Origin of the sequence: Microcoleus sp. PH2017_34_RAT_O_A, from assembly GCF_020737885.1 — a bacterium.
GTDB lineage: Bacteria > Cyanobacteriota > Cyanobacteriia > Cyanobacteriales > Microcoleaceae > Microcoleus.
In genome coordinates this window covers 1-25,496 of sequence record NZ_JAEQDD010000022.1, presented here as the reverse complement: position 1 = coordinate 25,496, position 25,496 = coordinate 1, and the positions used below count along the sequence as shown (strand labels likewise).

At 44.9% G+C, this 25,496-nt stretch carries 14 protein-coding genes and 1 CRISPR repeat array; of the genes, 9 read left to right on the top strand and 5 right to left on the bottom strand.

What is annotated here, in order from left to right; all coding sequences use genetic code 11:
- Positions 1 to 21: 21 nt before the first annotated feature.
- Complete coding sequence (locus JGK11_RS10235; RefSeq protein WP_293174668.1) at positions 22 to 585, top strand: Uma2 family endonuclease; 564 nt, start codon at positions 22 to 24, stop codon at positions 583 to 585.
- Positions 586 to 735: 150 nt separating this feature from the next.
- Here the strand turns inward: JGK11_RS10235 and JGK11_RS10230 are convergent, their stop codons facing one another.
- The 3 genes from JGK11_RS10230 to JGK11_RS10220 all read right to left on the bottom strand — a co-directional run bounded on the left by JGK11_RS10230 (position 736) and on the right by JGK11_RS10220 (position 10,714).
- Positions 736 to 5,928 carry a PAS domain S-box protein gene (locus tag JGK11_RS10230; RefSeq protein ID WP_293211481.1) on the bottom strand — a complete coding sequence of 1,731 codons (5,193 nt, stop codon included), beginning with the start codon at positions 5,926 to 5,928 and terminating at the stop codon, positions 736 to 738.
- A 578-nt stretch (positions 5,929 to 6,506) separates the two neighbouring features.
- A complete protein-coding gene (locus JGK11_RS10225; protein ID WP_293211478.1) occupies positions 6,507 to 7,799 on the bottom strand; it encodes an ATP-binding protein in 1,293 nt (430 codons plus the stop codon).
- A 596-nt stretch (positions 7,800 to 8,395) separates the two neighbouring features.
- Complete coding sequence (locus JGK11_RS10220; RefSeq protein WP_293211475.1) at positions 8,396 to 10,714, bottom strand: tetratricopeptide repeat protein; 2,319 nt, start codon at positions 10,712 to 10,714, stop codon at positions 8,396 to 8,398.
- Positions 10,715 to 11,169: 455 nt separating this feature from the next.
- Here JGK11_RS10220 and JGK11_RS10215 point away from each other — a divergent pair, with 455 nt between their 5' ends.
- Together JGK11_RS10215 and JGK11_RS10210 are read left to right on the top strand one after the other, a co-directional pair.
- Positions 11,170 to 14,694, top strand: a complete 3,525-nt coding sequence (locus JGK11_RS10215) for a glycosyltransferase (RefSeq protein WP_293195704.1) — start codon at positions 11,170 to 11,172, stop codon at positions 14,692 to 14,694.
- 207 nt (positions 14,695 to 14,901) lie between these two features.
- Positions 14,902 to 16,230, top strand: coding sequence for a beta-xylosidase (locus JGK11_RS10210; RefSeq protein WP_293211472.1), 1,329 nt, complete (start codon positions 14,902 to 14,904; stop codon positions 16,228 to 16,230).
- 285 nt (positions 16,231 to 16,515) lie between these two features.
- On the opposite strand, the gene JGK11_RS10205 is transcribed toward JGK11_RS10210, so the two are convergent.
- The gene (locus JGK11_RS10205) at positions 16,516 to 16,815 is read right to left on the bottom strand and encodes a contact-dependent growth inhibition system immunity protein (protein ID WP_293174686.1); all 300 of its coding nucleotides are present in this window, start codon (positions 16,813 to 16,815) and stop codon (positions 16,516 to 16,518) included.
- Entirely contained in the window at positions 16,812 to 17,351 is a 540-nt protein-coding gene (locus tag JGK11_RS10200) for an RNase A-like domain-containing protein (RefSeq protein ID WP_293174689.1), read from the bottom strand. The genes JGK11_RS10205 and JGK11_RS10200 overlap by 4 nt, the downstream gene beginning before the upstream one ends.
- Positions 17,352 to 17,849: 498 nt before the next feature.
- Between JGK11_RS10200 and rfbF the strand changes: the two genes are divergently transcribed.
- The 6 genes from rfbF to JGK11_RS10170 all read left to right on the top strand — a co-directional run bounded on the left by rfbF (position 17,850) and on the right by JGK11_RS10170 (position 23,344).
- A complete protein-coding gene (gene rfbF / locus JGK11_RS10195; protein ID WP_293174692.1) occupies positions 17,850 to 18,626 on the top strand; it encodes a glucose-1-phosphate cytidylyltransferase in 777 nt (258 codons plus the stop codon).
- Between the two features lie 500 nt (positions 18,627 to 19,126).
- Entirely contained in the window at positions 19,127 to 20,209 is a 1,083-nt protein-coding gene (locus JGK11_RS10190) for an acyl-CoA dehydrogenase family protein (protein WP_293211470.1), read from the top strand.
- Positions 20,210 to 20,250: 41 nt separating this feature from the next.
- Positions 20,251 to 20,415, top strand: a complete 165-nt coding sequence (locus JGK11_RS10185; protein ID WP_293174698.1) for a hypothetical protein — start codon at positions 20,251 to 20,253, stop codon at positions 20,413 to 20,415.
- Positions 20,399 to 21,142: a cyclase family protein gene (locus JGK11_RS10180; RefSeq protein ID WP_293195709.1), complete on the top strand. Its 744-nt coding sequence runs from the start codon at positions 20,399 to 20,401 to the stop codon at positions 21,140 to 21,142. Before JGK11_RS10185 ends, JGK11_RS10180 begins: the two co-directional genes overlap by 17 nt.
- Before the next feature lie 147 nt (positions 21,143 to 21,289).
- Positions 21,290 to 22,036, top strand: coding sequence for a DUF1995 family protein (locus JGK11_RS10175; protein ID WP_293195711.1), 747 nt, complete (start codon positions 21,290 to 21,292; stop codon positions 22,034 to 22,036).
- A gap of 528 nt (positions 22,037 to 22,564) precedes the next feature.
- Complete coding sequence (locus JGK11_RS10170) at positions 22,565 to 23,344, top strand: metallophosphoesterase family protein (RefSeq protein ID WP_293174707.1); 780 nt, start codon at positions 22,565 to 22,567, stop codon at positions 23,342 to 23,344.
- 392 nt (positions 23,345 to 23,736) lie between these two features.
- Positions 23,737 to 25,322: direct repeats of the CRISPR family, unit length 36 nt; unit sequence CTTTCCCAAACGACTTCCCCGCAAGGGGATTGAAAC.
- Positions 25,323 to 25,496: the final 174 nt, after the last annotated feature.

Sequence of the window (25,496 nt, the reverse complement as noted above, 5' to 3'; positions counted from 1 at the left end):
CTATTTTAGAGGTAAAATCGGATGCTACAAACCCTGCCAAAATCTTTGACACTCGAAGAGTTTCTGAAGTTGTCAGAAACCAAACCAGCCAGCGAGTACATTGACGGTAAAATCATTCAAAAACCCATGCCTCAAGGAGAACATAGTGTAATTCAAGGCGAGTTGACAAGTGCTGCTAATGCTGCTCTCAAACCTCAAAAGGTGGCGCGAGCATTTCCCGAACTGCGGTGTGTTTTTGGCGGTCGCGCGATCGTTCCCGACGTGACTGTATTCACTTGGGAGCGCATTCCCCGTAACGAAAATGGCGGTGTGGCAAATGTGTTTGCGATCGCCCCGGATTGGACAATTGAAATCCTCTCCCCTGACCAAAGCCAAACTAAAGTTACTAAAAATATTTTACATTCTCTCAAACACGGAACTCAAATGGGTTGGTTAATCGATCCAGAAGAGCGATCGGTTTTTGTATATCGGCCGGCTCAATCAACCGAGGTGTTTGACGAACCGGAACAGTTATTGCCCGTGCCATCTTTTGCCAGGGAATTGCAACTGACAGTAGGAGATTTATTTGGTTGGCTGTTACAGTGAAACAACAGAATATTATATAGCCTTTCTCACTAACATGAGTTACGCATTGGGCGAAGCGAAGCGGAGGGATTGGGCCCAGCGTAGCGGAGGGATTGGATCTGACAACCAATAACTAATAACCAATAACTAATAACCAATAACTAATAACTACTAACCATCGATATACTGCTGTAAAATATTCCGAATTTGTTTGAGCTGAAATCCCTTAGCAAGTTGGCGGAGCTTCGTGGCAAACGGCACTAATTTTGGTTCCAAACTTTCCAGCTTAGCACTCTCCTCAAAAATTTCTTCAATGTCGCCCATAGCCGCAAGTTTCACAATTTTTGCTACCGACTCAGAAGCCGCAGGTAACAGAGCAGCATAAGCAGGAAAATCAGATGCTGGTGACAAACTGGGAGTTTTACAATTTTGGTTTTCCGGAGATTCCTCGTAAATCCATTCTAGTCCCAAATGCACGCGCAACTGTTCCAAAAAGTGATTTGCTTCGATCGGCTTGGGAAGAAAATCATCGCACCCTGCAAGGATGCTCTCTTGCTGCGCCGACTCGAAAACGCTAGCTGACAAAGCGATTAACACGACATCTTTTAATTCCGGCAACTGCCGCAGTCTCCTTGTAGTTTCTAAGCCATCCATTACAGGCATTTGCAAGTCCATTAAAATCACATCAGGTTGAAATTTGACTGCTTTGTAGAGGCATTCTTGACCATTTTGTGCCTCTGCAACTTCAAATCCCAAACGCCCCAGCATCCTGCACAACAAATCGCGATTTAGTTGATTGTCGTCCACGATTAGCACTTTCCGCTTATTGCCCACAAAACCGACCAGCCAGCGTTTTTCCCGCAAAGGAGACACCTCTAAGTAGCGTTTGGCTGCGGGCAATTCTAAATCTAGCCAGAAAGTGCTGCCTTTTCCGAAAGTGCTGTTGACGCGAATTTTGCTGCCCATCAGTTTAGCTAATTTCTGGCTGATCGAGAGTCCGAGACCCGTACCTTCAACAAAGGTATTGCCTCCTACTTGGTGGAACGGCAAAAATATTTCTTCTAACTTGCTTTTGTCTATTCCTGTCCCGGTATCCTCGACTTGAAATCGGATTTTTAAAGCGTGTTTAGCTGCGATCGCATTGTGGGAAAAGCGCAGATAAGTTTCTTTGAGTTCAGAACTCAAAAGCGAGAATTCGTATGTTTCTCCTTGGCTGCGACTCCAGGCCTCTGTGCCGACATAGCCGACTTTGAAAGTTACTCCGCCGCTGTTAGTAAATTTAACGGCATTGCTGAGTAAATTTATCAGAACTTGGCGCAATCTTTTTTGATCGACTTGGACGCAGGTGGGCAGGGGCGATACTTGTTCGTAATTGAAACAAATTCCTTTTTGATCTGCCCGCATCTGAAACAGATCCGCAATGTTTTTCGTAAAATTTAGAAAATTTAACTCTTCCGGGTAGAGTTCCATTTTTCTAGCTTCGATTTTAGAAAGGTCTAAAACATCGTTGATTAACATCAGCAGGTGTTGACCGCACTGTTGAATATTGCTGAGACTTTCTTGTTGATCGCAGCTTAAGTCTCTGTCGGTTTTGAGGATTTGAGCGTAACCTAAAACCCCGTTTAAAGGCGTGCGGAGTTCGTGGCTCATGTTGGCGAGAAATTCGCTTTTGGCGCGGTTGGCGGTTTCGGCGGCTTCTTTAGCTAATTTTAGGGCTGCTTCTGCTTGTTTGCGATCGGCTATTTCGGTTTGTGCTTGTTCAAATAGTGTCGATTGCTGGATCGCGATCGCCAATTGCACGCACAATTGCCGCAGGGATTCTATTTCTGAGGAATCCCAGACACGGGGGCCGCTGCAATCGTGGGCGATCAGCAGTCCCCAAAGTTGATTTTCTGCGGTGGGTTGGGCAGGGTAAATGCTTTCTCGTGCTTGTAAAATTGGCACTATTAAGTTAGCTCTAACTTCAAAATTTTCAAGAATTTTAATGTAGCATTCGCTCAGATTTTCACCATAAATATCTTCGATAGCTCGAATACAGCCTTGCTGGTAAATAGCAACAAATTTATCTTTAAAACAGGGGTCAAGATTGTTAAAACCTCGGAGAGAAATTCGATTATTTGCCACGGATTCGACAACTACAGTGCCGCTCCAGTCGGGATTAAAGCGGTAAATAACTGTGCGGTCTGTTTGCAATAATTGCCGCACTTGATCGACAGCAGCGGTGAGAACTTCTTCTAAATTGAGGGAAGAGCGAATGCGATCGAGCATGGCAACTACCAGGCGTTCTCGCCTTAATTGCTTTAGCAGCGCCATCTCAGCTTGTTTGCGGTCTGTGATGTCGGTAATTACTCCCACAAACCCGATTAAATTATCAGTTTCATCTTTAATACAGTCAGCGCGAAATAAGGTTGTTACCAGTTCCTTGCTTTTAGTTTTGATTTTGAGTTCGCCTTGCCAAGATTTGCCTTTACGAATCGTTTTAAACATTTCTTGCAGCACTGAATTTTGCGGATAAATTGCCGTTGCTCCACCCGCTGCGTTCAGTTCTTCTGCTGTGTAGCCGTACCGCTGAATAAAGGCTTGATTGTGGTAGATCGATCGCCCTGTCAAGTCAGCAATGCCGATCGCATCACTGGTGCTTTCTACGGCTTGAGTCACCCGCAGTAGGTCTAATTCGGCTTGTTTGCGATCGCTAATATCAGTAATGCTGCCGATATAGCCTTTAACTTCGTGCTTGTCTCCGATTTCGGCGATCGCCTGACCGATCGCCCAAATTACCCGACCGTCTGGACGCAGAAAGCGGTATTCTGATTTAAAAGGAATTTTGTGAATAATTGCTCCATACCATTCATTCTTCACCCGATCCGCATCATCGGGATGTAGGGCATTCATCCAGCCAGTTTCGGCTGCTAATTCTGCATTTAATCCCGTGATTTCGCTCCACCGCTGATTCACATAAAGACAATTACCAAACGCATCACTGTGAAATATGCAAACCGGCGATGCTTCTGCCAAAGTTTGATAGCGGCGCTGGCTAGATTGCAGTTCTGATTCTGCTTGTTTTCTTTTGGTGATATCGCGGAAGATCGAAATTATCTCGCCCCCTGCAAGCATTGTCAGCGACAATTCTTGAGGGAACTTAGTACCGTCGCGCCGCTGACCGATCGCTTCTATATTGCAGTACCCTTTTTCCTGGAGCACCGGGATTATTTCACGTTCAAGATATTGAATTTCAGCACGGCTGTAGAGCATTTTCCATTTCTTCCCATACAGTTCGCTAGCGCTAGCCAAGCCGTACATTTTAAGATAAGCGTCGTTTGAATAAATACATTCTTTACGCTCGTTAAAAATAGCAATGCCGTCATGAGCAGCGCCCATAGCGACTGCTTGTCGCTGAAGTTCCGACTCAGCTTTTTTGCGAGAAGTAATATCGCGAGCCACTGCATAAATCAAACCTTCTTCGCTAAAAGGCGATGCCGTCCACAGCAACCATTTGTAAGAACCGTCTTGGCAAATATAGCGGTTTTCAAAGTAAATACTGGGCGTGCCACTTATTAGCTTTTCCGCTTCGATTAGAGTGGCTACTCGATCGTCTGGATGAATAAATTCGATTAATGGTTTGGCGAGCAGTTCGGCGCTGCTGTAGCCCAGAGCATTTGACCAAGCAGGGTTTAATCGTTTAAAATAGCCGTCGAAACCAGCAATACAAAGCAAGTCTAAGGATATAGTAAAAAAGCGATCGCGCTCTGTCTGTGCCTGCTTTAACTCAGTGATATCCATCACTAAACCGTCCCAGAGAATATCGCCTTTGCTCCCAGATTTGCTCTGATTGGTGAGCCTTTCCGGTCTGGATGCTCCTTGCAGCCACTTAACTTTTCCGGATGGCATAATCTGCCGCCACTGCTGCCGCCAAGGTTCCAGCATAGCGGCTGAAATTGCGATCGATGCTTCTAAATCTAAGCGATCGTCTGCATGAATTCGGCTGAAAATCAATTCTGCATTTTGCTCTATTGCTTCTGGCTCTAATTCGTAAAGTTCCCGACTGCCTGAAGAAACGTAAGGAAAATATTTTTCTCCGCTAGCTGAGAGTCGGAATTGATAAATTACTCCGGGCAGGTTGGCTACGAGTTTTTGAAATCGAGCTTCGCTTTGTTCCAGAGCTATTTGCTGCCGTCTGTATTCGGTAAAATTTCTGATTGTGCCAACTATTACTTTACTGTTATCAGCTCTTTTAAAAACGCTTTTCTTGGTAGAAATTATCCATTCTTTTCCCGCAGTGTCGGTGAATTTATCTTCTGTTTCCAAACAGATATCTTTTGCCAATAATTCTTCATCTTTTCTGCAAAAAACATCCGCTTCTGATTTTGGAAGAAAGTCATATTCTGATTTGCCGATCAGTTCTTGTCGAGATTTCCCTATCAACTGACAAAAAGCATCATTTAATATCATCCACCGGTTCTGGTCATCTTTGACAAAAATTGGATCTGGGGTCGCATTTAGAGTGTGGTTTAAAAATTCTTCAGATGCTTTCAGTTGTGCTTCGTAGCGGTAGCGATCGCTCACGTCCAACACCACTTCAATTATCCGGTCAATAGATCCATCTAGGCCGCGGATGCAGCGCAGCGAAACTCGCGTGTAAACTATTTCGCCATCTTTTCTAAACCACCTTTTATCTGAGATGTAACCGTCGGTTTTACCTGCTAACATCTGAGAAAATTTTTCAAAATTGGCCTCAAAATCCTCTGGATGAGTAAGCTCCAGGCAATGCTTGTGCACGAGTTCGTCGCGATCGTATAAGAGCAAATCGCACAGAGCGTCGTTAACTTCAATCCAATTGCAATTTTCAGCAATTGCGGGGTCAATAATTGGAGCGACGATGGCAATTCCGATCAGGGAATTTTCCACCACCGAGCGATATTTTTCTTCGCTTTTTCGCAAAGCATCTTGACTGTTCTGGCGTTCTATGGCGTAACGGAGCGATCGCATTAACAGTTCGCCGTCGATTTTTCTTTTGACTAAATAATCCTGTACGCCCACCGAGATCAACCGCAGGGCAAGCTCTTCGTCGTTTTGGGCAGTCAAAACTACGATCGGCACATTTACCCCATACTCTTGTATCCGAGCCACCGTCTCGATGCCCTGACTGTCTGGTAGTGAAAGGTCTAATAAAATTATGTCAAAACTTTCTTGATTCAATCGCTGCTGCGCTTCGCTGAGGCACTCTACTTTCGTCAGCAATATATACTGCCGACCGCTAATTCCTGACAGCAAATCTTCAATAAGCTCAGCTTCCTGAGGGTGGTCTTCTACTAACAGAACCTTGAAGCACGTAGGAGGTACAGCTAAGTTAAAAACTGCTTTCATAATATTTATTAATTAAAAGTTGTCTCAAGCTAACTTGGATTTTATCTTTTATTTCCGGGGGAGTTATCGAATTGCACCTACACATACATCGGCGATCGGATTGCGGTGTGACTGAACGCTACAAAACTTGTGTTTAAGAGTTATAATTATATCACAAATTCACTCGGCTGTCAACGCGAAATATGTTTTATTCTAACTTGCAATTTAACTGCTACCTTCAAGCTTCGCCCTGAAAATATAGGATTTAATTCAGCTTCTCCTGCCATCTAGCTTCTGGATATAGCCTTTCTCAAAAATATGAGGTACTCATGGGCATAGGGCATAGGGCATCGGGAATAGGGCATAGGGCATCGGGCATGGGGCAAAGAGGGCATCGGGAATACTTCACTTTTTTGAGAACCGCTATATAGCCTTTCGAGCGAAAGATGAGGTACAAATTTGATTTGAGATTTGAGATTTGAGATTAGGAGATTCGAGGATTCGAGGATTCGGGGATTGCGGAATTGGGGAATTGTTAATGAATTGGTCAATACCTCATCTTTCCGATAACCGCTATAAGTGCGTGCTTGATGTCTCGATTAAGGGAGAGTAAAGTGAAAAGTTGAACCTTGACCCGGTTCCGACTCCACCCACATAGATCCACCGTGACGTTCCACAATCTTTTGACAAATTGCTAAACCAATACCTGTCCCAGAATATTCTCTTTGAGTGTGCAAGCGCTGGAAAATTTGAAAGATGCGTTCTTGATGCTGTGGAGCAATCCCAATCCCATTATCCGACACAGAAAACAACCAGTTTTCCTCATGTTGGGAAGCGGTAATATAAACCGTAGGCGGTGCATCGTGGCGATATTTAATTGCATTGCCGAGTAAATTCTGAAAAAGCTGTACCAGTTGAGAAATATCCCCCATTACCTCTGGCAATTCACTGTAGGTAACAACTGCTTGAGCGTTGCGGATAGCCCCTTGTAGGTTGGCAATTGCTTGCTGGACTACATGATTGCAATCTGCCAATTCAAAGGGTTTCTGACTGCGACCAACTCGCGAATATTCGAGCAAATCGTCAATTAAAGTTTGCATTCTCGTGCAGCCCTGAACGATATTGGTGATAAACTTAATAGCTTGGCTGTCGAGTTGGTCTTTGTAGCGTTTTTCTAAAAGTTGAGCGTAGCTGGCAATAGTTGCTAAAGGCGCTTGCAAGTCGTGAGAAGCTACATAAGCAAATTGTTCTAGTTCGGCATTCGACCGCGCCAATTCTTGGTTAGATTTTAAGAGGGCAGATTCAGCGCGCTTGCGGTTCGATATCTCTTGTTGGAGGAGCAAATTTTGCTCTTGCAAGGCTTTTTCAACGGCGAGGCGGTTCCTGATTTCTTCTTGCAAAATCTGGTTTTTTTCGTAAAGAGTTTTTTCAACGGCTAAACGGCTGGTGATTTCTTCTAGAAGCAGCACATTTTGTTCTTTTAGCTGTTTTTGTAAGTTCCGCAGGGTAAGGTGACTTTCGATGCGGGCGAGCACTTCTTCAAACTGAAATGGCTTGCTGATGTAGTCAACTGCTCCTACTGCAAATGCGTTTACTTTGTCGAAAACTTCATCTTTAGCGCTGATAAAAATTACCGGAATTTCGCGAGTTTTAGGTTCAGATTTCAGATGCTGACACACTTCGTAGCCGTTCATTTCCGGCATCATTATGTCGAGTAAAATCAAATCGGGCGGATTAGAATTGCAGGCTCTCAGAGCCATTTGCCCATTAATCACGCAGCGGGGCGCGTACCCCCGATGAGTCAACATTGTAGACAACAGGCGCAGATTTTCTGGCGTATCGTCTACTACTAAAATGTTTCCTAATGGCGTCTCTGGTTGCTGATTGTTCATTGAGTGTTTTCCCAATATAAAGGAAGAAGGAAGTTCGGCAATGGATTATGTAACACAAGATGTAACGGATGGAATAAGGCTTAGTTATAGCTTTTCTGAGAAAGATGAGGTACGACTGGGCATAGGGCATAGGGCATAGGGCATAGGGCATAGGGCATAGGGCATAGCGCATAGGGCATAGCGCATACCTCACTTTTTTGAGAACCGCTATATGTAGAAGAGAAGTCAGAAGCAATAAAGCAAGGATTTCGGTAATTAATAAAATCCTAACCCTCGGGTGCGGTTCGTATATTTTATTTCGTAATTAAAAACAGACTGGGTTCTAGTAGGAATATTGGGGAAATAGAACTAGGAATCATCTCAGACATAGAATTTTCTATCATTTGTTTGTGCGGATTTTTTGGAATTGTTCGTTTACCAGAAAGAATTGGTTTAAATCCTCTCCCTTTTGGAAGAAATTAAAATTAGACGATTCATTACTCCAATCCTCTTCCTTCTAGGTAGAGGTCGCCCTCAAGCTGTCAACTGTCAACTGTCAACTGTCAACTGTCAACTGTCAACTGTCAACTGTCAACTATCAACTGAATGAACAATCTTTAAACCCCCAGCAATAGAGTCAGAGCGTTGTTGTACCAAGTCAATCCTTTATCTAAAACCTTAAAGCCAGCTACTTTACACATAGATTCTAAAGCAGAAGCTGTAGGCAGCCACCACCAAGGGCCAAAGTCGTTGATGTCAAAAACTGCTTTATCAATTACTCCGAGAATTGGTGTGCCGTAGGTGTACTGCTGCCAGTAAGCTGTTAAGATAGCTCGTTCGGCTTCGCCCAAAGCTGGAATGAAGATTACCCCAGAAGCTGGAATTTCGTAGCGTCCCCGCTCGTTTTCTATAAGTTCTTGGGTAATTGCTGAAGTTAAGATTAAATAGTGCCCTGTTATTTGACGCAAGCTCATTAAAATTTGCAAAGGGTGGGGGTGATGGTACAAAACTCCTGCACAGTGGACTACATCGTAAGGCTCGCCAATTTCTGCAAGCTGAATGTGAGTTATATCTTGACTGATACAATTATAATTAGCAATATTTAAACTTGCCATGCGATCGCGAAAATCTTGCCAAATGTGTGCGGATTCGGGCGTGACATCAATCATTGTCAGAGAAACTGCACCGTATTTGCTTGCTACAGATACTTTTTCGTTGACGGTACCCCACAATCCCCCGACTTCTGCAAAAGTCTGATTTTTGACGACTCGGGCAATGTAGCGATCGCGAATATCGTCATTCTCCAACTCTGATAATATACTGCGATCGCCCGTAGAGTCCTTTTTCTGCAAAATTTCCGCCAATTTCCCGGATATTGCGGCATCTTGCGGCCGAATTTCTAACGCCATCAAGTACAAGACTGTAGCTGCGTCGGGGCGATCGCTCTCGGCAAACTTTTGGGCTGTTTCGCAGTAAAATTCAGGAGCGTGCAGCGGCTGCAATTCGTGGTGATAGTAACTCGTTGCCGGATCTAAACCTGACGGCACTCTTTTGATGAGAGCATCGCCTAACTTGGCGTAAATGTTGGGGAGATCCGGTTCGATTTGCAGCGCACAAAGGTAAGCAGAAACAGCTTCGTTCCAGTTGTGGATCTCAGTCAAAGCATCGCCTAAATTATAATAAGACCAAGAAAAATTCGGGTTGAGTTCAATAGCGCGCTGATAAGCAGTAGCTGCTGCTTTCCACTGCTGGGTTTTTAACAGCGGTTCTCCTAAATTGTGGTAAGCCCAAGAAAAGTCTCGATTGAGTTCGATCGCCCGCTGGTATGCCAAGATTGCTGCCAACCAATCCTGGAGTTTAACTAAAGTTAATGCTAAATTATAATGAGACCAAAAAAAATCTGAATTAAGAGCGATCGCCCGCTGGTAAGCTGTCGCAGCTTCCGACCAGTTTTCTAATTGAAAAAGCGCATCTCCCAACTTGTGACAAGAACCAGAAAAATTCGGATCTAAGTCAACAGCTTGCTGGTATGCTGCGGCGGACTCCGACCATTTTTCTAATTTACCGTAAGCTTCACCGAGGCTGTAGTAAGACCAAGAAAAATTTGGGTCAATTGCCACAGCCGTGCGGTAGACAATAATAGCTTCTTGCCATTGTTCTAATTCGAGCAGAACGCTGCCTAAATTGTAGTAAGACCAAAAAGAATTCAGATTCAGCTCAATACTTTCGCGGTAGGCAGCTTCGGCTTGGCGCCAGAGTTTATTGGCTTGCAAAACATTGCCTAATTTGTAATGAAACTCCGAAATATCCGGTTGCAGCTTGATAGCTTTGCGGTAGTTAACAATAGCTTCGTCCCACTGTTTTAGGGCGCTAGCAGCTTCGGCTAATTTGGTGTAAGCTTCACAACAACTAGGGTTTAAATAAATAGCGCGGTGGTAACAAACTAGAGCTTTTTGTGGCTTGTTTTGCGCCAACAAAGTATTGCCCAAATCTAGATATTCTTCCGGTATGTCGATCGGTTCCACGCTGAGTGATTGATACCAACAGTCGGCTGCTGGCTCAGGTTGACCGACTTCGGTAAATATCCGGCTCAAATTGCGGTAAAATCCTGCAAAGTCTGGTTGTAGGGCGATCGCTTTTTGGTAACAGTCGATCGCTTCTTGCCATTGTTGCAAACTAGCGCAGAGGGTGCCGAGGTTAGCAAAAGCTTCGGCAAAATCCGGTTTGTGGGCGATCGCAACTTTATACCAATACCGAGCGTCTTCTAGCTTACCCTGAGCTTGCAGCGCCTTTCCTAAGGTTTTGCAAGTCTCGGCGGAATCGGGGTGGGATTCGAGAATTTGGTGGCAAAGTGCGATCGTCCGATCCAACTTCCCTAAAGCTAAATATATTTCTGCCTGTTGTTGCAAATCAACCGCGGCTGTTTCTGAATTCACTTTTAACGTTCCTGTTTAGTAATAATTCCCTGTGTAATTGTAGAGCAAAACCTCTCTAATATCCTCCAGATCGTGCACCGACATCAGCCTGACTGTAAATACCGAGTACCTGGATGGCATTTATGCGATCGTCATCGAGGGCTACGCTAACGAACTTTAATAGGACTTACGCACAGGTTGCCAGAAACCGGGTTTTTGCTGAGAAGACGCGCTGTGATTCGCAAATTTGGGAAAAAACCCGGTTTCTTTGTCGGAGTGCGTCGAGGACTGTTTAAGTTAATTTGTACGCAAGTCGAGCAAACACATATTTCGATTAAACTAAGATAGCAACCAGTTAAGTAAACCCACCTAATAAAACTCAAAATACGGCTCGCGCTTAAGCTTGTTGTGTATATCTTTTTCCCTCTTCCCTCTTCCCTCTTCCCTCTTCCTTCTACTGAACAACCAGGTAAACAATGTCAGCAGCCACACGCACACCGCAAGTCAGCGTAATTATAGCAGCATACAACGGATCTCGCTACATCGTACAAGCGGTAGAAAGCGTGTTGTGCCAAACTTTTACAGATTTAGAAATAATCGTTGTAGACGACGGTTCGACAGATGAGACACATCAGGTATTGCAGCCTTATTTCGACAGAATTCGCTACGTATATCAAGAAAATGCCGGAGTAGCAGCAGCCCGCAACCGAGGAATTCAGGAATCCAAAGGCGAATTCATCGCTTTTTTAGATCAAGATGACTTCTTTTTGCCAGATAAATTAGCAGCACAAATATCCCTATTTCGCCAGCAACTCTCCTTAGGAATTGTTAACAGCGGCTGGCGCATTGTCAACCAGCAAGGCGACAAAATTTCCGATATCAAAGCTTGGGAATATTTCCCAAAATTGAACTTAGAAACTTGGATAGTACAAATGCCCGTACTTCCCAGCGCCATGATGTTTTCACGTCAGTGGCTGGAACTTGCAGGCGGATTTAATTCAGAATTTGATTCAGTAGACGATTCAGATTTAGTTCTGCGTTTAGCCCTCTTGGGTTGCGAAGCAGCATGGCTGCCTCAAGTGACAGTATCCTACCGCCAGCACGATCAAAATGTATCAATAAAAAAAGCTCTCAAACAAGCCAATCTTTTTATTACCTTAAAACAGCAATTTTTCGCCAAACCAGATTTACCGCAGCACATCCGCGAGTTAGAAAATCCGGCTTTTTACGAAGCATTGACTTGGATGGCTTGGCAATTGTACTATAGTAACTATCCAGTAGAGGCGGTTGAATTTTTCCAAAAATCTATCCAGTACAGTCCTTATCCTCTAAGGCCAACAGTCACCGATTGGCAGAAGCGTCTGAGTGCGATCGCTCAAACTTACGGAGTTACAATCGATTTTCAATCGTTAAGAAACTTACCAGAATGGAAAAAAATAATGGCTAGCATACCTACCTCAAAAACACCGCGAGTCAGCGTAATTATCCCGGCATACAACTGCGAACACTACATTACTAGAGCTGTGGAGAGCGCTGTAAATCAAACTTACCAAAACTGGGAAATTATCGTCGTAGATGATGGTTCTACAGACAATACGAGGCAAACTTTAGAGCCGTACCGCGATGTGATTCAGTACGTATATCAAGAAAATCAAGGAGCAGCAAAAGCTCGAAACCGCGCTTGCGAAATGGCCAAAGGCGAATTTTTAGCATTTCTGGATGCCGACGACTTTTTCCTGCCAGAAAAACTCGCCAAACAAATTGCTTGTTTTGAAGCTGACCCCACTTTAGGGATGGTACAAAACGGCTGGTTGATGGTTGATGAAACCGGAAAAGACATCTACCCAGTCATGCCTTGGGAAGACACGCCCAACTTAGATTTAGAAAGCTTTGTCCTGCACAAAAGCGTGCGTCCCAGTGCAATGATGGTGCGGCGCGAGTGGTGGGAACGTCTGGGCGGTTTTGACCATCGCTTTCCGCCAACAGAAGATTTAGATTTTGCTTTGCGTTTGGGTTTAAAAGGCTGCAAATGTGCGTGGTTAAAAGAGATATTAACCTGCTACCGCCAGCACGATAGCAATCTCATGTCCGGTGGGGAAAAAGTGATGAAAAGCATGGAAATTGTAATGGAGCAATTCTTCGCCCAACCCAATTTGCCCGATCGCATACGCCAATTACAAAAGGCAGAACGTTACAAGTCTTTAGTGTGGATAGCGTGGCGGATGTACCGCGACGGATATTTGCCAGAGATGGTCGAGTGTTTGAGAAAATCCCTGTACTATACTCCTTATAATGGCACAGAAACAGTTTTTAAATGGTTGGAAACTTTTAGAGTTTCTTCGGAAAAATACACGAACAACTTTGATGCTTATGCCTTAACCAATTTAAAAGAATGGCAAGACATGGTGGCGGAGGCAGTCAACAATACCTATCAATTTAAATCAGAGCCTAGTTCAATTGGCCGCCAGCTTGCACCGCACGTACTCGTCTATGCAGAAGACCACGGAATCGGCGGTTTGGCGCAGTTCAACCACTCGCTACTTTCCAAATTAGCAGCCGACGGCTACCGAGTTACTAGCGTGCAAACTAAAGCTTCTAATCCTTTAATTACCGAACAGCAACAACTAGGTATCGAGCATATTTGGCTGGAGTTCGATACGATGAGGGAGTTTTTGCGAATTGCCTACAATTGTAGCGATGCTGAAAGAATTTACGCGGAAGCTAAACCGGATTTAATTATATTTAGCGATGGCTGGCCGATGGCAAATTTTGCTGCGAAACAAGTTGCACTCAAACAGAACATACCTTATGTAATTACTCTGGGTTATATCGATCGCACTTATAAGACTTTTAACCGTGGAGATCAGGTTCCCTATTTCGATGCAGTGGCCTATCAGTACAATTTAGCTAAAGCGGTGATAGCTGTTTCCCACGAGAATTTAAACTTGTTTAAGAGTTTGTTCAAAATGCCTCGGGAATGGGGTAAAGTAATTTATTACGGCAGGCCGAACAATTACTTTGAACCGCCCAATCTCTCAACCCGCCAACGCCTGCGCCAAGAACAAGGCATTCCCGAAGAGGCTGTGGTTTGTTTCACGGCGGCGAGACTGACTCCAATTAAAGGATATCAGTATCAATTGCAGGCGATCGCCAAACTGAAAAATCTGCCTGTTTGGCCGCAAATTTACTTCGTTTGGGCCGGCCCCGGTTCCACGACTCACGACAACATGGAACCGGAATTGAGAGCAACTGTCAACGAATTAGGAGTCACCGAACAAGTTAAATTTATCGGCCAGCGGTGGGATATTGCCGATTGGTTGGATGCCAGCGACATCTTTATTTTATCATCCAAAGCAGAGGGAATGCCGCTAGCAGTGATGGAAGCAATGGCGAAGGGATTGCCCGTAATTGCTACAGCAGTCAGCGGAATTCCCGAAGAGTTGGGAGATACCGGAAAGTTAATTGCCGATCCGACAATTGACGCGCAACAGACAGCACAAGAGTTAGCCGCAACGGTAGAACTATGGGCCCAAAATCCCGAATTGCGGAGGCTGGCAGGACAAGCTTGCAAACTGCGAGCCCAAGAGCTTTTTAAGGAAGAACGGATGCTGTTGGAATACTCAGAAGTTGTCGCCCAAGTCTTATCTGCTAGCGGCAATCGAGACGAATTTGCGTTAGCGAAGCCCTCGAAGAGGATCGCGCCCAAAGTCCAAAAGCAGATCGAAAAAGTTGACAGTATGCTCCATTACTATTATCTAGTATGGCAGGCTTGGCAAGCTTGGGAGCGCGGGGATATGTCCGGGATGGTGGAGAAGTTGCAGTCAGCTTGGAAATGCACGCCATTGTTGACAAGCGAAACTATCTTGAGTTGGATTGTAAATTTTGTTGCCTTATCTTCAGAGAAAGGGGAGCAATTCGATACTTGTGCGCTGATTAATTCCGAAGCTTGGCAAGAATTGATGGAATTAGTACAGGGTTTTGAACTCGCCTTGTCTCGTTAAATTTTAAGGTACGTTGTTGCGATGAAAGCGCTCTTTCATATATAAACAAAGAGCGCTGAAGCGCAACTACATACCTTGGAAAGAACTCATTTTAAGGTACGTTGTTGCGATGAAAGCGCTCTTTCAATATATAAACAAAGAGCGCTGAAGCGCAACTACATACCTTGATTGAATTGAAGTCTTTTTCTGTTTGCAACCACATACAATATGCAATTCACCTTCAAGTTCAAACCTATTAATAAGCTGCTGCCAATTTGCTTAGCTTTGGTAACAATCCTGTTAATCGCGTATTTTGGGCAGCAGCCAACAATTGCCCAAATGCGATCGAACGTCACAGTCGATTTTGGACAGCCAGCCACCGGTATCACCTCCATGAGCGGCTTCTTGCACGGAATCGACCCCAGCAAGCCCCCCGATAGCTCCATTAAGCCCTTGCAGCCCAAGCTGTGGCGCGCCGGAAGACTCGATATTTACGATCGAGTAATCGCCAGCAAAGCCGAATTTCAACTATTAGTTAGCGACCTCTGGGGCTACGGCAGCAACCCCAAAGGCTGGCCCTATCAAAATTACCCCGCGTGGGAAGCCTTCATCCGACAGTTAGCCCAACAGAATAAGGGCAAAAAAATTATTTGGGATATCTGGAACGAACCAGATTTAGTAAATCCGTTTTGGAAGGGAAGCAGAGAACAATTCTTTGAAACTTACAAAAGGGCTTACAAAATCTTGCGGCAAGAATTGGGGCCGTCAGCGATGATTGGCGGGCCGAGCATCAGCACTTACAACAAAGAATATCTCGCCGCTTTTTTGGATTACTGCAAAGCGAATAAACTGGAAGTAAATTTTCTAGCTTGGCACGAACTCAATGATACCATAATTTTATTTGTTGACGATCACGTATTTGATGCTAAGCGCAATTTTCAACAAAGTCCCTTTTACAAGGAACTAAAATTGCAAAAGATTTATGTCAACGAAATTGTCGGAGAATTAGCGCAGTATCAGCCGGGGGAAATTTTAGGTTATTTGTCTAACTTGGAGTATGCAAGAGCTGATGGTGCTTGCAGAGCTTGTTGGGATACAACAGTAGGTAAAAAAGTTAGTAATTGCTTCAACAATACGCTGACTGGGATGGTTACGCCGAATACTTTTGAGCCGAGGGCTGCTTGGTGGACTTACAAAGCTTATGCTGATGGAGTGAATTCGCGGGTGCTGAGTCGATCGGATAGCGATCGTCTTGTGGCCTTAGCTAGCAAGTCAAATCCAGAAGGTAAAGCACAGGTACTTTTAGGTTATTTCGATCGCAATTATTCGTCAGCCACAACCGTTACCTTGAATCTTGTAAATTTGCAGCAGCTTGGGATTAAAAACGGTCAAAAAGTTAGTCTCAAATTAGAGAAGATTCCTAACAATCTCGAAGGCGCTGTGCAAAAGCTGGTTACGGTTAAAGAAGAAAGTATTTCGGTTGGTGGAAATAATTTGACTTATGTTGTTCCTAATGTCAAAGTTCATGAAGGTTATTTGTTGACTATTACCAAGTAAAATCACTCAAGAGTCGGCGGTTGGAAACCGCGACTACACAAACGATGTCCGCCTCCGCGGACGAAGAAATATGGATGGGATTTGAGAGAAATGTGCGATCTAATTTTAAATCCGAGGTGGTTAGAAACCCGGGGGTTGGAAACCGCGACTACACAAACGAAGTCCGCGCAACGCGAGACTAAATAGTAGGCAGTATCTACAAAAAAATCAGGCTTAAATACTCCTCTATCTCTTAGTCTGCGGAGGCAGACTTGGCTTGTGTAGTAGCGGTTTCCAACCGCCGAATCATCGGAGATTTATCAACGATTGCTGCACGGATTCCAGCCATTCTCTGACAGTTTGATTTTTCGATTGTGGGTCATAGTAACAGCCTAATTCATCCAGGACGAAGGTTTCTAAATCTGGTTCGGAAATCGACATTTCTAGCAGTTGACTAAGTTCTTGCGATGCAGCTTCAATACTTGCGGGGGGTTCGCTGTTCAGGTAGTTATTGACTACATCACTGGGAGTGTCAGCTTCTAGCGCCCACTCTTGGTGAAAGTAGGAACTGAAAAATTGGGTTAAATTAGGAAATTGATCGATCATTGGGGATAAGCTGTGAGAATAAAGTATCCGGGAGGTAATTTATTGCTGCGCTGGAGGACGATTTTCAGGCGAGAGACTGGAGTTGCTTTGGATGAGCGGCGGCGCAGAGTAATGCCAATTGTTCTGTTGGCGTTGTAGTCGATCGTATAACGATTGCCTCCTTTTTTTACCCAGGAGGCGATCGCACTTTGATTTTTGGACATTGCTTCCGCAATCGCCGCTTCAGCGACGGAACGGTTAGCAAAGGAAGATGCAGCAGCAATTTCCATTTCTCGTCCGAGTCGCTGTGCTAATTCTCCTTCTGTTTTACCAACGTGTCTCTCTAAAGTGTGTCCTCCTGCGGCTTCGTGAACATCCAATCCGCCGCCCGGTATCTTAGGGACAAAGGCTATGGTGGTTTGTGGTATATTTGAGATTTCCCCTGCAAAAACAGCGCCACCAACAGCGGATATTGCCGAGTGCAATAAGATTGTGATTGAGGCGATCGCGCAGATTATACCTAAAAATCTTTTTAGGCGATCGAGTTGACTTTTCATTGTTGTTTTTGATGTTCAGTATAGTTGTCTAATGTTTTTGTCTGTTTCCTAGTTTAGCATTAGTGATAGTCCTGGACGCACAGGTGCCTAGAAACCAAATTTTTTACGAAAATTATGCGCTCTCAGGGTGCATCTCACGCAAGGAAAATATGTTTGTAGGGGCGAAGCATGACCGTAGTCAATATAGGATTATAACTAATAACTTATATGCGGTCATGCTTCGCCCTCTTCAAAATTGAGATGCACCCCGCTCTCACCCACAAATTAGGTTAAAAACCAGGTTTTTTTGAGGTTGATGCGTCCGGGACTGAGTGAGTTAGGAATTGCACGCAGCATTTAAGTGCGCGATGCACAGTCCGCACCCTACATTGTATTTAGAATATAATTTTGTTAGGGTTTACAAAGCTTCACTCAATCTGAGAAATTATTAATAATTCTTTGAAAAAATCCCAGATAATTGATGATAGATTAATTGATAAGTTTTCAAAAGGTGAAAAAATGCAAGTAGTCATCCTAGCGGGCGGTCTTGGTACTCGTCTGAGAGAAGAAACAGAATTTCGCCCCAAGCCTTTAGTTGATGTCGGCGGGCGCCCGATTATTTGGCACATCATGAAAATCTACGCCCACTACGGCTTCCAAAACTTCATTGTCTGCTTGGGCTATCGCGGCAACATGATTAAAGAATATTTCCTGAATTATGAAGCCATGAACAATGACTTTACGATATGTCTGGGACGGAAAAATACCATCACTTATCAGCAGGAACATCGCGAACAAAATTTTCATGTAACGCTGGCTGATACTGGTGCAGAAAGCATGACGGGAGGGCGGGTAAAACGGATCGAAAAATATATCGATGGCGAGAATTTTATGGTGACTTATGGTGATGGAGTTGCTGATGTCAATATCGATAAATTGATGGAGTTTCACAAGTCTCACGGTAAGCTGGCAACTGTAACTACATTTCGCCCGATTTCACGTTTTGGGATTTTGGATGTTGACAGTGAAGGTCAAGTACGAGAATTTGCTGAAAAACCTCAAATAGACGGCTGGATTAGTGTTGGATATATTATATTTAACCGCCGGATATTTGAGTATTTGGGTGAGGATGATTGTGTTTTAGAACAGGAGCCAATGCAGCGTTTGGCAGCAGATGGACAGTTGATGGCTTACCGCCATGAAGGCTTCTTTTATGCGATGGATACTTATCGGGAATATAAGTATTTAAACGAGCTTTGGGATGAAGGTAAGGCTCCTTGGAAAGTTTGGGAATAATGATTAATTAAGATGGCGGTTTAAACCAGGAAAACGGCGGTTTAAACCAGGAAAACGGCGGTTTAAACCGCGTCTACACAAAGGAAGTCTGCCTCCGCAGACTGAAGAAACGGCGGTTTAAACCGCGTCTACACAAAGGAAGTCTGCCTCCGCAGACTTACGGTATGAAAGGCTAAATATGCCAGTCATAGAAACCAGTATCGACAAAGCTTGGGGATTTTTAACTTATTTTTTTCATACCCTGATTAAGCAACGCCGGTTTTGTTTCTATAGACGCGGTTTCAACCGCCGAGTCTGAAGATTCAACCCACGGAGGTGGGTTTTGTTTCTATAGACGCGGTTTCAACCGCCGTTTCTGAAGATTCAACCCACGGAGGTGGGTTTTGTTTGTGTAGACGCGGTTTCAACCGCCGAGTCTGAAGATTCAACCCACGGAGGTGGGTTTTGTTTCTATAGACGCGGTTTCAACCGCCCAGTCTTCTATAAAATCATCATAAAAAATGGATTTTCAATATATTCTAAACAGCGCGGAAAGTTACCTAAAAGAGTGCGTTGCACCCCGCGCGGAAATTATCGACAGTGACTCGGAAGCGCTGAAAACAGCACTTTTAGGATTGGAAAATCGATCGCTCTTAGCGTTGCGCGTTCCCCAAAAATGGGGCGGCGCGGACATTCCACCGGAGCTTTTTTACCAATATCAGGAATTGACTGCGCGATATTCTGGGGCTTTGTCTTTCCTGCAAACTCAGCACCACAGCGCAACTGCGATGATTGCTAGCAGTGACAATGAAATGCTCAAAGGCAGATACTTGCGCGCGATCGCCCAAAAAGAGTTACGCTTGGGTGTTGGGTTTTCGCATTTGAGGCGATCCTCTTCGAGGGCTTCGCTAACGGGCAATCCGACTGTCACCGCAACTCCGGTAGAAGATGGCTATCTACTGTCGGGGAATGTTCCTTGGATTACTGGTTTTGGCTTGTTTGAAAAGTTTATTGTGGCTGCGGTACTTCCAGACAATCGCGCGGTTTTTGGTTTGCTGCCTTTTGCTAATATTGAACGGGAATCTGGTAAAATAGCTGTCAGCGAAATCATGCCGTTAATCGCGATGAATTCGACTAATACTGTGACAGCAACTCTCGATAATTGGTTGTTGCATGAATCGGAAATAATTTCGGTTAAAGCTGTCGGTTGGATTGCGGAAAATGACAGCAAAAATATCCTGAATTTTGTGCCGGTTACTTTTGGCTGTATTCGCGCGGGATTGGATGTAATTGTAGCGGCGGCGATAGTTAAAGATTCGCCTGTGATTGTGGCGGCTTGCACAAAATTGGAGCAGAAGCTCGATCGGCTAAAACAGCATTTCCTACAATCTCAACATAGCTCAAAAGCCGAACAATTAGCGCTCCGAGCGGAAGCTATTGATTTGGCGGTGCGGTGCGGGCACGCTGCGGTGGTGGTTTCCAGCGGTGCGGCTAACGGTAGGCTGCACCCGGCTGGAAGAGTTTATCGAGAGGCTTTGGTGTATACTGTTTCCGGGCAAACAAAGGATGTGATGGCAGCGACGCTCGATCGCATTCTAGAGTGATTCAGCTAGGTTGATTTTGATTTGAATCTGGAACGGGCAAGATGCCCATTCCACAAGAAGAAAAAAATGTGGGATGGGCATCTGGAAGGGGCAAGATGCCCATTCCACAAGAAGAAAAAAAAATGTGGGATGGGCATCTTGCCCGTCCTAATATTGTAGGTATATCAGCTAACCTGAGTTTTTGTGTCGATGACAAACAACTTTAACTCAAACAGTAACTCAAATAATTTAAAAACGATCGCCTACCGCGACATTATAGACTTAACCCATGCAATTCATCCACAGATTCCCATCTGGCCGGGTGATCCAGCGCCGGAATTTGAAATAGTATCTGAAATAGACAAAAACGGCTATTTCCTGAGAAAATTCTCCATGGGAGAACACAGCGGCACTCACATCAACGCACCGAATACCTTCTATCCAGCAGGCGCGAGTGTTGATAGTTATGCGCCCCAGTCTCTAGTTTTGCCCGGAATTGCGATCGACCTTCGGGAGCAATGTCTTGCCAATCCCGATTACACTTTAACGATAGATGATATATTGAATTGGGAACGCCAGCACAAATTTATTGAACCGGAAAATCTAGTTCTATTATATACTGGATGGCAAGCCAAATGGCATGATGAGCGAGCATTTTTCAATCCTGACGAAGGCGGAGTTTGCCACTTTCCGGGATTTGGTCGAGCTGCGACTCAATTTTTGCTAGAAGAGCGATCGATTGCGGGAATTGGTATTGACACTCACGGAGTCGATCCGGGACAAGATGAAAGTTTTGCTGTGAATAAAATGGTATTGCAACAGCAGCGAATTGTGCTGGAAAATCTGGCAAATCTCCACTTTTTACCTGCGGCAGACTTCACTTTGGCGATCGGAATATTGCGCCTTTTGGGAGGTTCCGGCTCGCCCGTGTCCGTGTTAGCTTTTGTAGCTTAAGCTGTGGCATATTTGAATTGCATATTTCGGGCGGGCTGGAAGCCCACCCCACAAGATTTTGATTATTTATTAAGTCTAATTTAAATTTTGATTAGCTTAATGCGGTAAAATTGGATTGAGAGAAGTCGAGTACGAATAATAAGATTAATGACAGAACTGCCTAACGATCTCAATGATGCGATCGCCCAATCGCGCATAGCCACCGCCGCCGCCCTCTCGGATGGCATGAATCTCCTGCAAGTCGAATTAGTCTTTCCCGAAATCGCCCTGCAAGCACAGTCGATCACGCAACAATTCTTACCAGAATTTGAGGAAAGCCACTCCGGGATGAAAGTGTTTTTTCCCGATGCTGGTGCAGCCGCCCTCGCCCGCCGCGATTGGGGAGAAGTACCTTTTAAAATAAGTGATTTGGGCAGCAGCCGTACTCCTGTTGAAGATAATATAGCACCGGAAGATGAACTGTTTTTGCTGGTGAATCCGGCGGCGGTAGAGGTGTCGCAAGTTGAAAAACTTTACATAGCTGCGGCGGGCCGCCCTGTGATCTTGCTCAACCCGCGGCTGGAAGATGTTGCTACTATAGGTATAGGGTACGCAGGCCGTCAGTTGCGCGATCGATTCCTGAGCAAAATCGAATCTTGCTATTACATCAGGCCGCTAGATACGGCAGCTTTATTCCGCTGCTATCCGCAACCGTGGCAAGTCTGGCTGGAAATAAACGACGAATACAAATTAATTTCGGAAACTGCCCAAAAACCTGTGGGAGACGATTTAGAACGAATTTTAGCGAAAGCTATGGGAGTCGCCGATCCCGATTCGACTGCACCGGCAAAACCGCTAAAAAAGAAAGGTTTGTTAGCAGAAATGCAGACTTTCCTCAAGGCTTTGACTCAGTAGTATTGTAGAGTGCGTTAGCTAGAGTTATTTTCGATTTGCTCGATCGACTCATTGCTGGCGCATCCTGCACCTTAAACAGTTGACAGTTGACAGTTGACAGTTGACAGCGAAGTGATAAGAACGGAGATTTAAACTCCGCTATTATCACAATCTGCCTTCATGCTGGGGCTTCAAACCCATGCTATTCGGTGAAATCATTGTTGAGTCAATCTAAAATCGACTGACTCGATAGTAGTAATTGCCACAGCAGAATTAACAGCGGTTATCAATTCTCTGAAAGACTTGCAGGAGAGGGCACTCCCGTGTTTCTAGGGTATCTTTGTACTTCACTTATACCGAAAGCTGGGATAACTTCTCAGTGTTGCGATCTGTAACTACGCAAATAAAATTGTGAACTTTACCAAAAGTTTATAAAAGTAGTATAATGGGTGACACCCCTCCTCAGCGAAAGATCGGAGGAAATAGCAGCTAAATCAGATGCTATAAGCGAGTAATTAAGGTTTCGATTCAGGAAAGCGGATAAATACAGTGAACCAGCGGCGCATTGTTATTGGGGACGTACACGGGCATTACGACGGGTTAATGCTTTTGCTAGAGGCACTTGCCCCGAGTTCGGACGATCGCGTATATTTTTTAGGAGATTTAATCGATCGCGGGCCGAAAAGCGCTCAGGTATTAGATTTTGTGCAGCAAAGCCCGTATCAAACGCTGCTGGGAAACCACGAACAACTGATGTTAGATGCTTTGTCGGGGCCGTCAGTGGATATGCGGGCGTGGCAGTCTTGGCTGTACAGCGGTGGGGATGCGACTGTCGCTAGTTACAAGGATACAGGGATGATGCCGTACAAACACTTAGAGTGGTTGCGATCGCTCCCAACGCATTTAGACTTAGGGGATATCTGGCTGGTGCACGCGGGCGTCCATCCAACTATGCCAATTGACAAACAGTCGATCGAACAATTGTGCTGGATTCGCAAGGAATTTCATGCGATGCCGAAACCGTATTTTCCCGATAAATTAATTATTACCGGTCACACGATCACGTTTACCTTTGAGGGTGTGAGGCCTGGGGAATTAGTCAGGGGCCAAGGGTGGTTGGATATTGACACGGGTGCTTATCATCCAAAAAGTGGCTGGCTGACTGGATTTGACTTGAGTTATCGCAGAGTTTATCAGGTAAATGTGTTTAACAATCAAGTGCGGATTTTGCCGTTTGATGAAGTTGTCAGACAATTGAAGCCGCAGATTCCACTTCCGAAAGTTCAGTCGAAAGCTCAGTTGAACTCTGTTGTTCAACAAGAGGCTTAATTCCAAACGAAGTGCTGGGAAAAACTTGACAATCTGTTCTTGAGTCTCTATTGTTTGTAGTAGTGGAAAGCAAGGGTTTTTCACGCGGAACTTTGAAAATTGAATAGATTTTGCGATCGCCTGCGGTTGGTTTCATTACTGCAAGCGATTTTGATCTAGGTGGGCGATCGGCTGCGGTGGGTTTCATTGCCGCAAGTGATTTCGACGCACCTAGGGCGATCGGTGAAACCCTGATTCTTTCGTTGAGGTGCGTCGATTGTCTTTGTAGTCTGGGGTTGAGCGTTTTCAATCCTATGCTTGTTGAAGATGACCCCCCATCTATTGAGAGTGAAAAAACGGTGCGTCGATTTGGCGTCTGGAACGCTCTCTGGGTAAGGGTTTGTAGCCGAACTCTTTCCCAAACGACTTCCCCGCAAGGGGATTGAAACGCTTTAATTGAACGCCCATCTGCCTTTCTCCTTTTCTTTCCCAAACGACTTCCCCGCAAGGGGATTGAAACGTCTTGTTGATTTTCTTCTATTACCCCCTTTTTCTTCTTTCCCAAACGACTTCCCCGCAAGGGGATTGAAACACAATTGGGAAATTGTACCGGGATGCGTCTTTTAACCTTTCCCAAACGACTTCCCCGCAAGGGGATTGAAACATTTAGAGGTACAAAGTACTCCGAATTTCGTATAGCCTTTCCCAAACGACTTCCCCGCAAGGGGATTGAAACCGTTCCTCAGTAAAAATCGTAACTGTCTTGTTACAAGTACCTTTCCCAAACGACTTCCCCGCAAGGGGATTGAAACATCTACCGGCAGATCATCTCGATGCACGGCTTCGATAACACTTTCCCAAACGACTTCCCCGCAAGGGGATTGAAACTTCCCATTGGCTGTTAGCCCTTCATCAAGGGCAATTTGCTTTCCCAAACCACTCCCCCGCAAGGGGATTGAAACTTTTTCCCAACGTGTATTTGCCGATTTAGGTTCAGGTATACTTTCCCAAACCACTCCCCCGCAAGGGGATTGAAACTTCAGCCAACTTGGGGTTTTTTTGAGCAGCAGCGAAAGGCTTTCCCAAACCACTCCCCCGCAAGGGGATTGAAACATATCTGCTCGGTTTTTGGTGCAATAACTACATCCACTTTCCCAAACCACTCCCCCGCAAGGGGATTGAAACTTTTTGAGGAAAATCTTACATCCATCATTAACATCAGCTTTCCCAAACCACTCCCCCGCAAGGGGATTGAAACCACCGGAAAAGAGGTAGCAACGGCTACTTTTGGCTTTCCCAAACCACTCCCCCGCAAGGGGATTGAAACTTAAACGATCCAACTTGGCAGCTTGATCAAGAAAAACTTTCCCAAACCACTCCCCCGCAAGGGGATTGAAACCACTGCTTCGTCAGCAGGAGCAGGATTTGTAGCTACTGTACTTTCCCAAACCACTCCCCCGCAAGGGGATTGAAACTTAAAGATATTACAGAGAGGATTGACATAAACGGATTCTTTCCCAAACCACTCCCCCGCAAGGGGATTGAAACGAAAGTTTTAAGAATCCTAAAGGGTATAAAGGATACAGCGAAACTTTCCCAAACCACTCCCCCGCAAGGGGATTGAAACAAAACATCTAATCCCATACAAAACCTTCCAAAAATTCAATGCTTTCCCAAACGACTTCCCCGCAAGGGGATTGAAACTCTATCAAGATATAAGATGTATCGTATGTATCTTTTACTATTCTTTCCCAAACGACTTCCCCGCAAGGGGATTGAAACACAACTTTTTCTCGATTGTTTCTTCCGAAGAAAAATTTATCTTTCCCAAACGACTTCCCCGCAAGGGGATTGAAACAAGAAGAAAATGTCAGCTTGATCAGCAGTATGTGCACTTTCCCAAACGACTTCCCCGCAAGGGGATTGAAACACTAAGGTGTGGATCTTGCTTGTCAATGTCTGGCTTTCCCAAACCACTCCCCCGCAAGGGGATTGAAACGGTATTTGTCCTCTTGCAAGGGGCAAGAAACCGGGTTTCTACGAGTTTTTCGGTTGTGTGACGAGAAATATAGAGAGAAACCCGGTTTCTCAGATTTAGGCTCATGGCAAGAAACCGGGTTTCTACGAGTTTTTCGGTTGGGTGACGAGAAATATAGAAAGAAACCCGGTTTCT

Excerpts from the sequence above, each read along its gene's own strand:
- JGK11_RS10235 (WP_293174668.1), top strand. The coding sequence starts at position 22 with ATGCTACAAACCCTGCCAAAATCTTTGACACTCGAAGAGTTTCTGAAG.
- JGK11_RS10230 (WP_293211481.1), bottom strand. The coding sequence starts at position 5,928 with ATGAAAGCAGTTTTTAACTTAGCTGTACCTCCTACGTGCTTCAAGGTT.
- JGK11_RS10225 (WP_293211478.1), bottom strand. The coding sequence starts at position 7,799 with ATGAACAATCAGCAACCAGAGACGCCATTAGGAAACATTTTAGTAGTA.
- JGK11_RS10215 (WP_293195704.1), top strand. The coding sequence starts at position 11,170 with ATGTCAGCAGCCACACGCACACCGCAAGTCAGCGTAATTATAGCAGCA.
- JGK11_RS10210 (WP_293211472.1), top strand. The coding sequence starts at position 14,902 with ATGCAATTCACCTTCAAGTTCAAACCTATTAATAAGCTGCTGCCAATT.
- JGK11_RS10205 (WP_293174686.1), bottom strand. The coding sequence starts at position 16,815 with ATGATCGATCAATTTCCTAATTTAACCCAATTTTTCAGTTCCTACTTT.
- JGK11_RS10200 (WP_293174689.1), bottom strand. The coding sequence starts at position 17,351 with ATGAAAAGTCAACTCGATCGCCTAAAAAGATTTTTAGGTATAATCTGC.
- rfbF (WP_293174692.1), top strand. The coding sequence starts at position 17,850 with ATGCAAGTAGTCATCCTAGCGGGCGGTCTTGGTACTCGTCTGAGAGAA.
- JGK11_RS10190 (WP_293211470.1), top strand. The coding sequence starts at position 19,127 with ATGGATTTTCAATATATTCTAAACAGCGCGGAAAGTTACCTAAAAGAG.
- JGK11_RS10185 (WP_293174698.1), top strand. The coding sequence starts at position 20,251 with ATGCCCATTCCACAAGAAGAAAAAAATGTGGGATGGGCATCTGGAAGG.
- JGK11_RS10180 (WP_293195709.1), top strand. The coding sequence starts at position 20,399 with ATGACAAACAACTTTAACTCAAACAGTAACTCAAATAATTTAAAAACG.
- JGK11_RS10175 (WP_293195711.1), top strand. The coding sequence starts at position 21,290 with ATGACAGAACTGCCTAACGATCTCAATGATGCGATCGCCCAATCGCGC.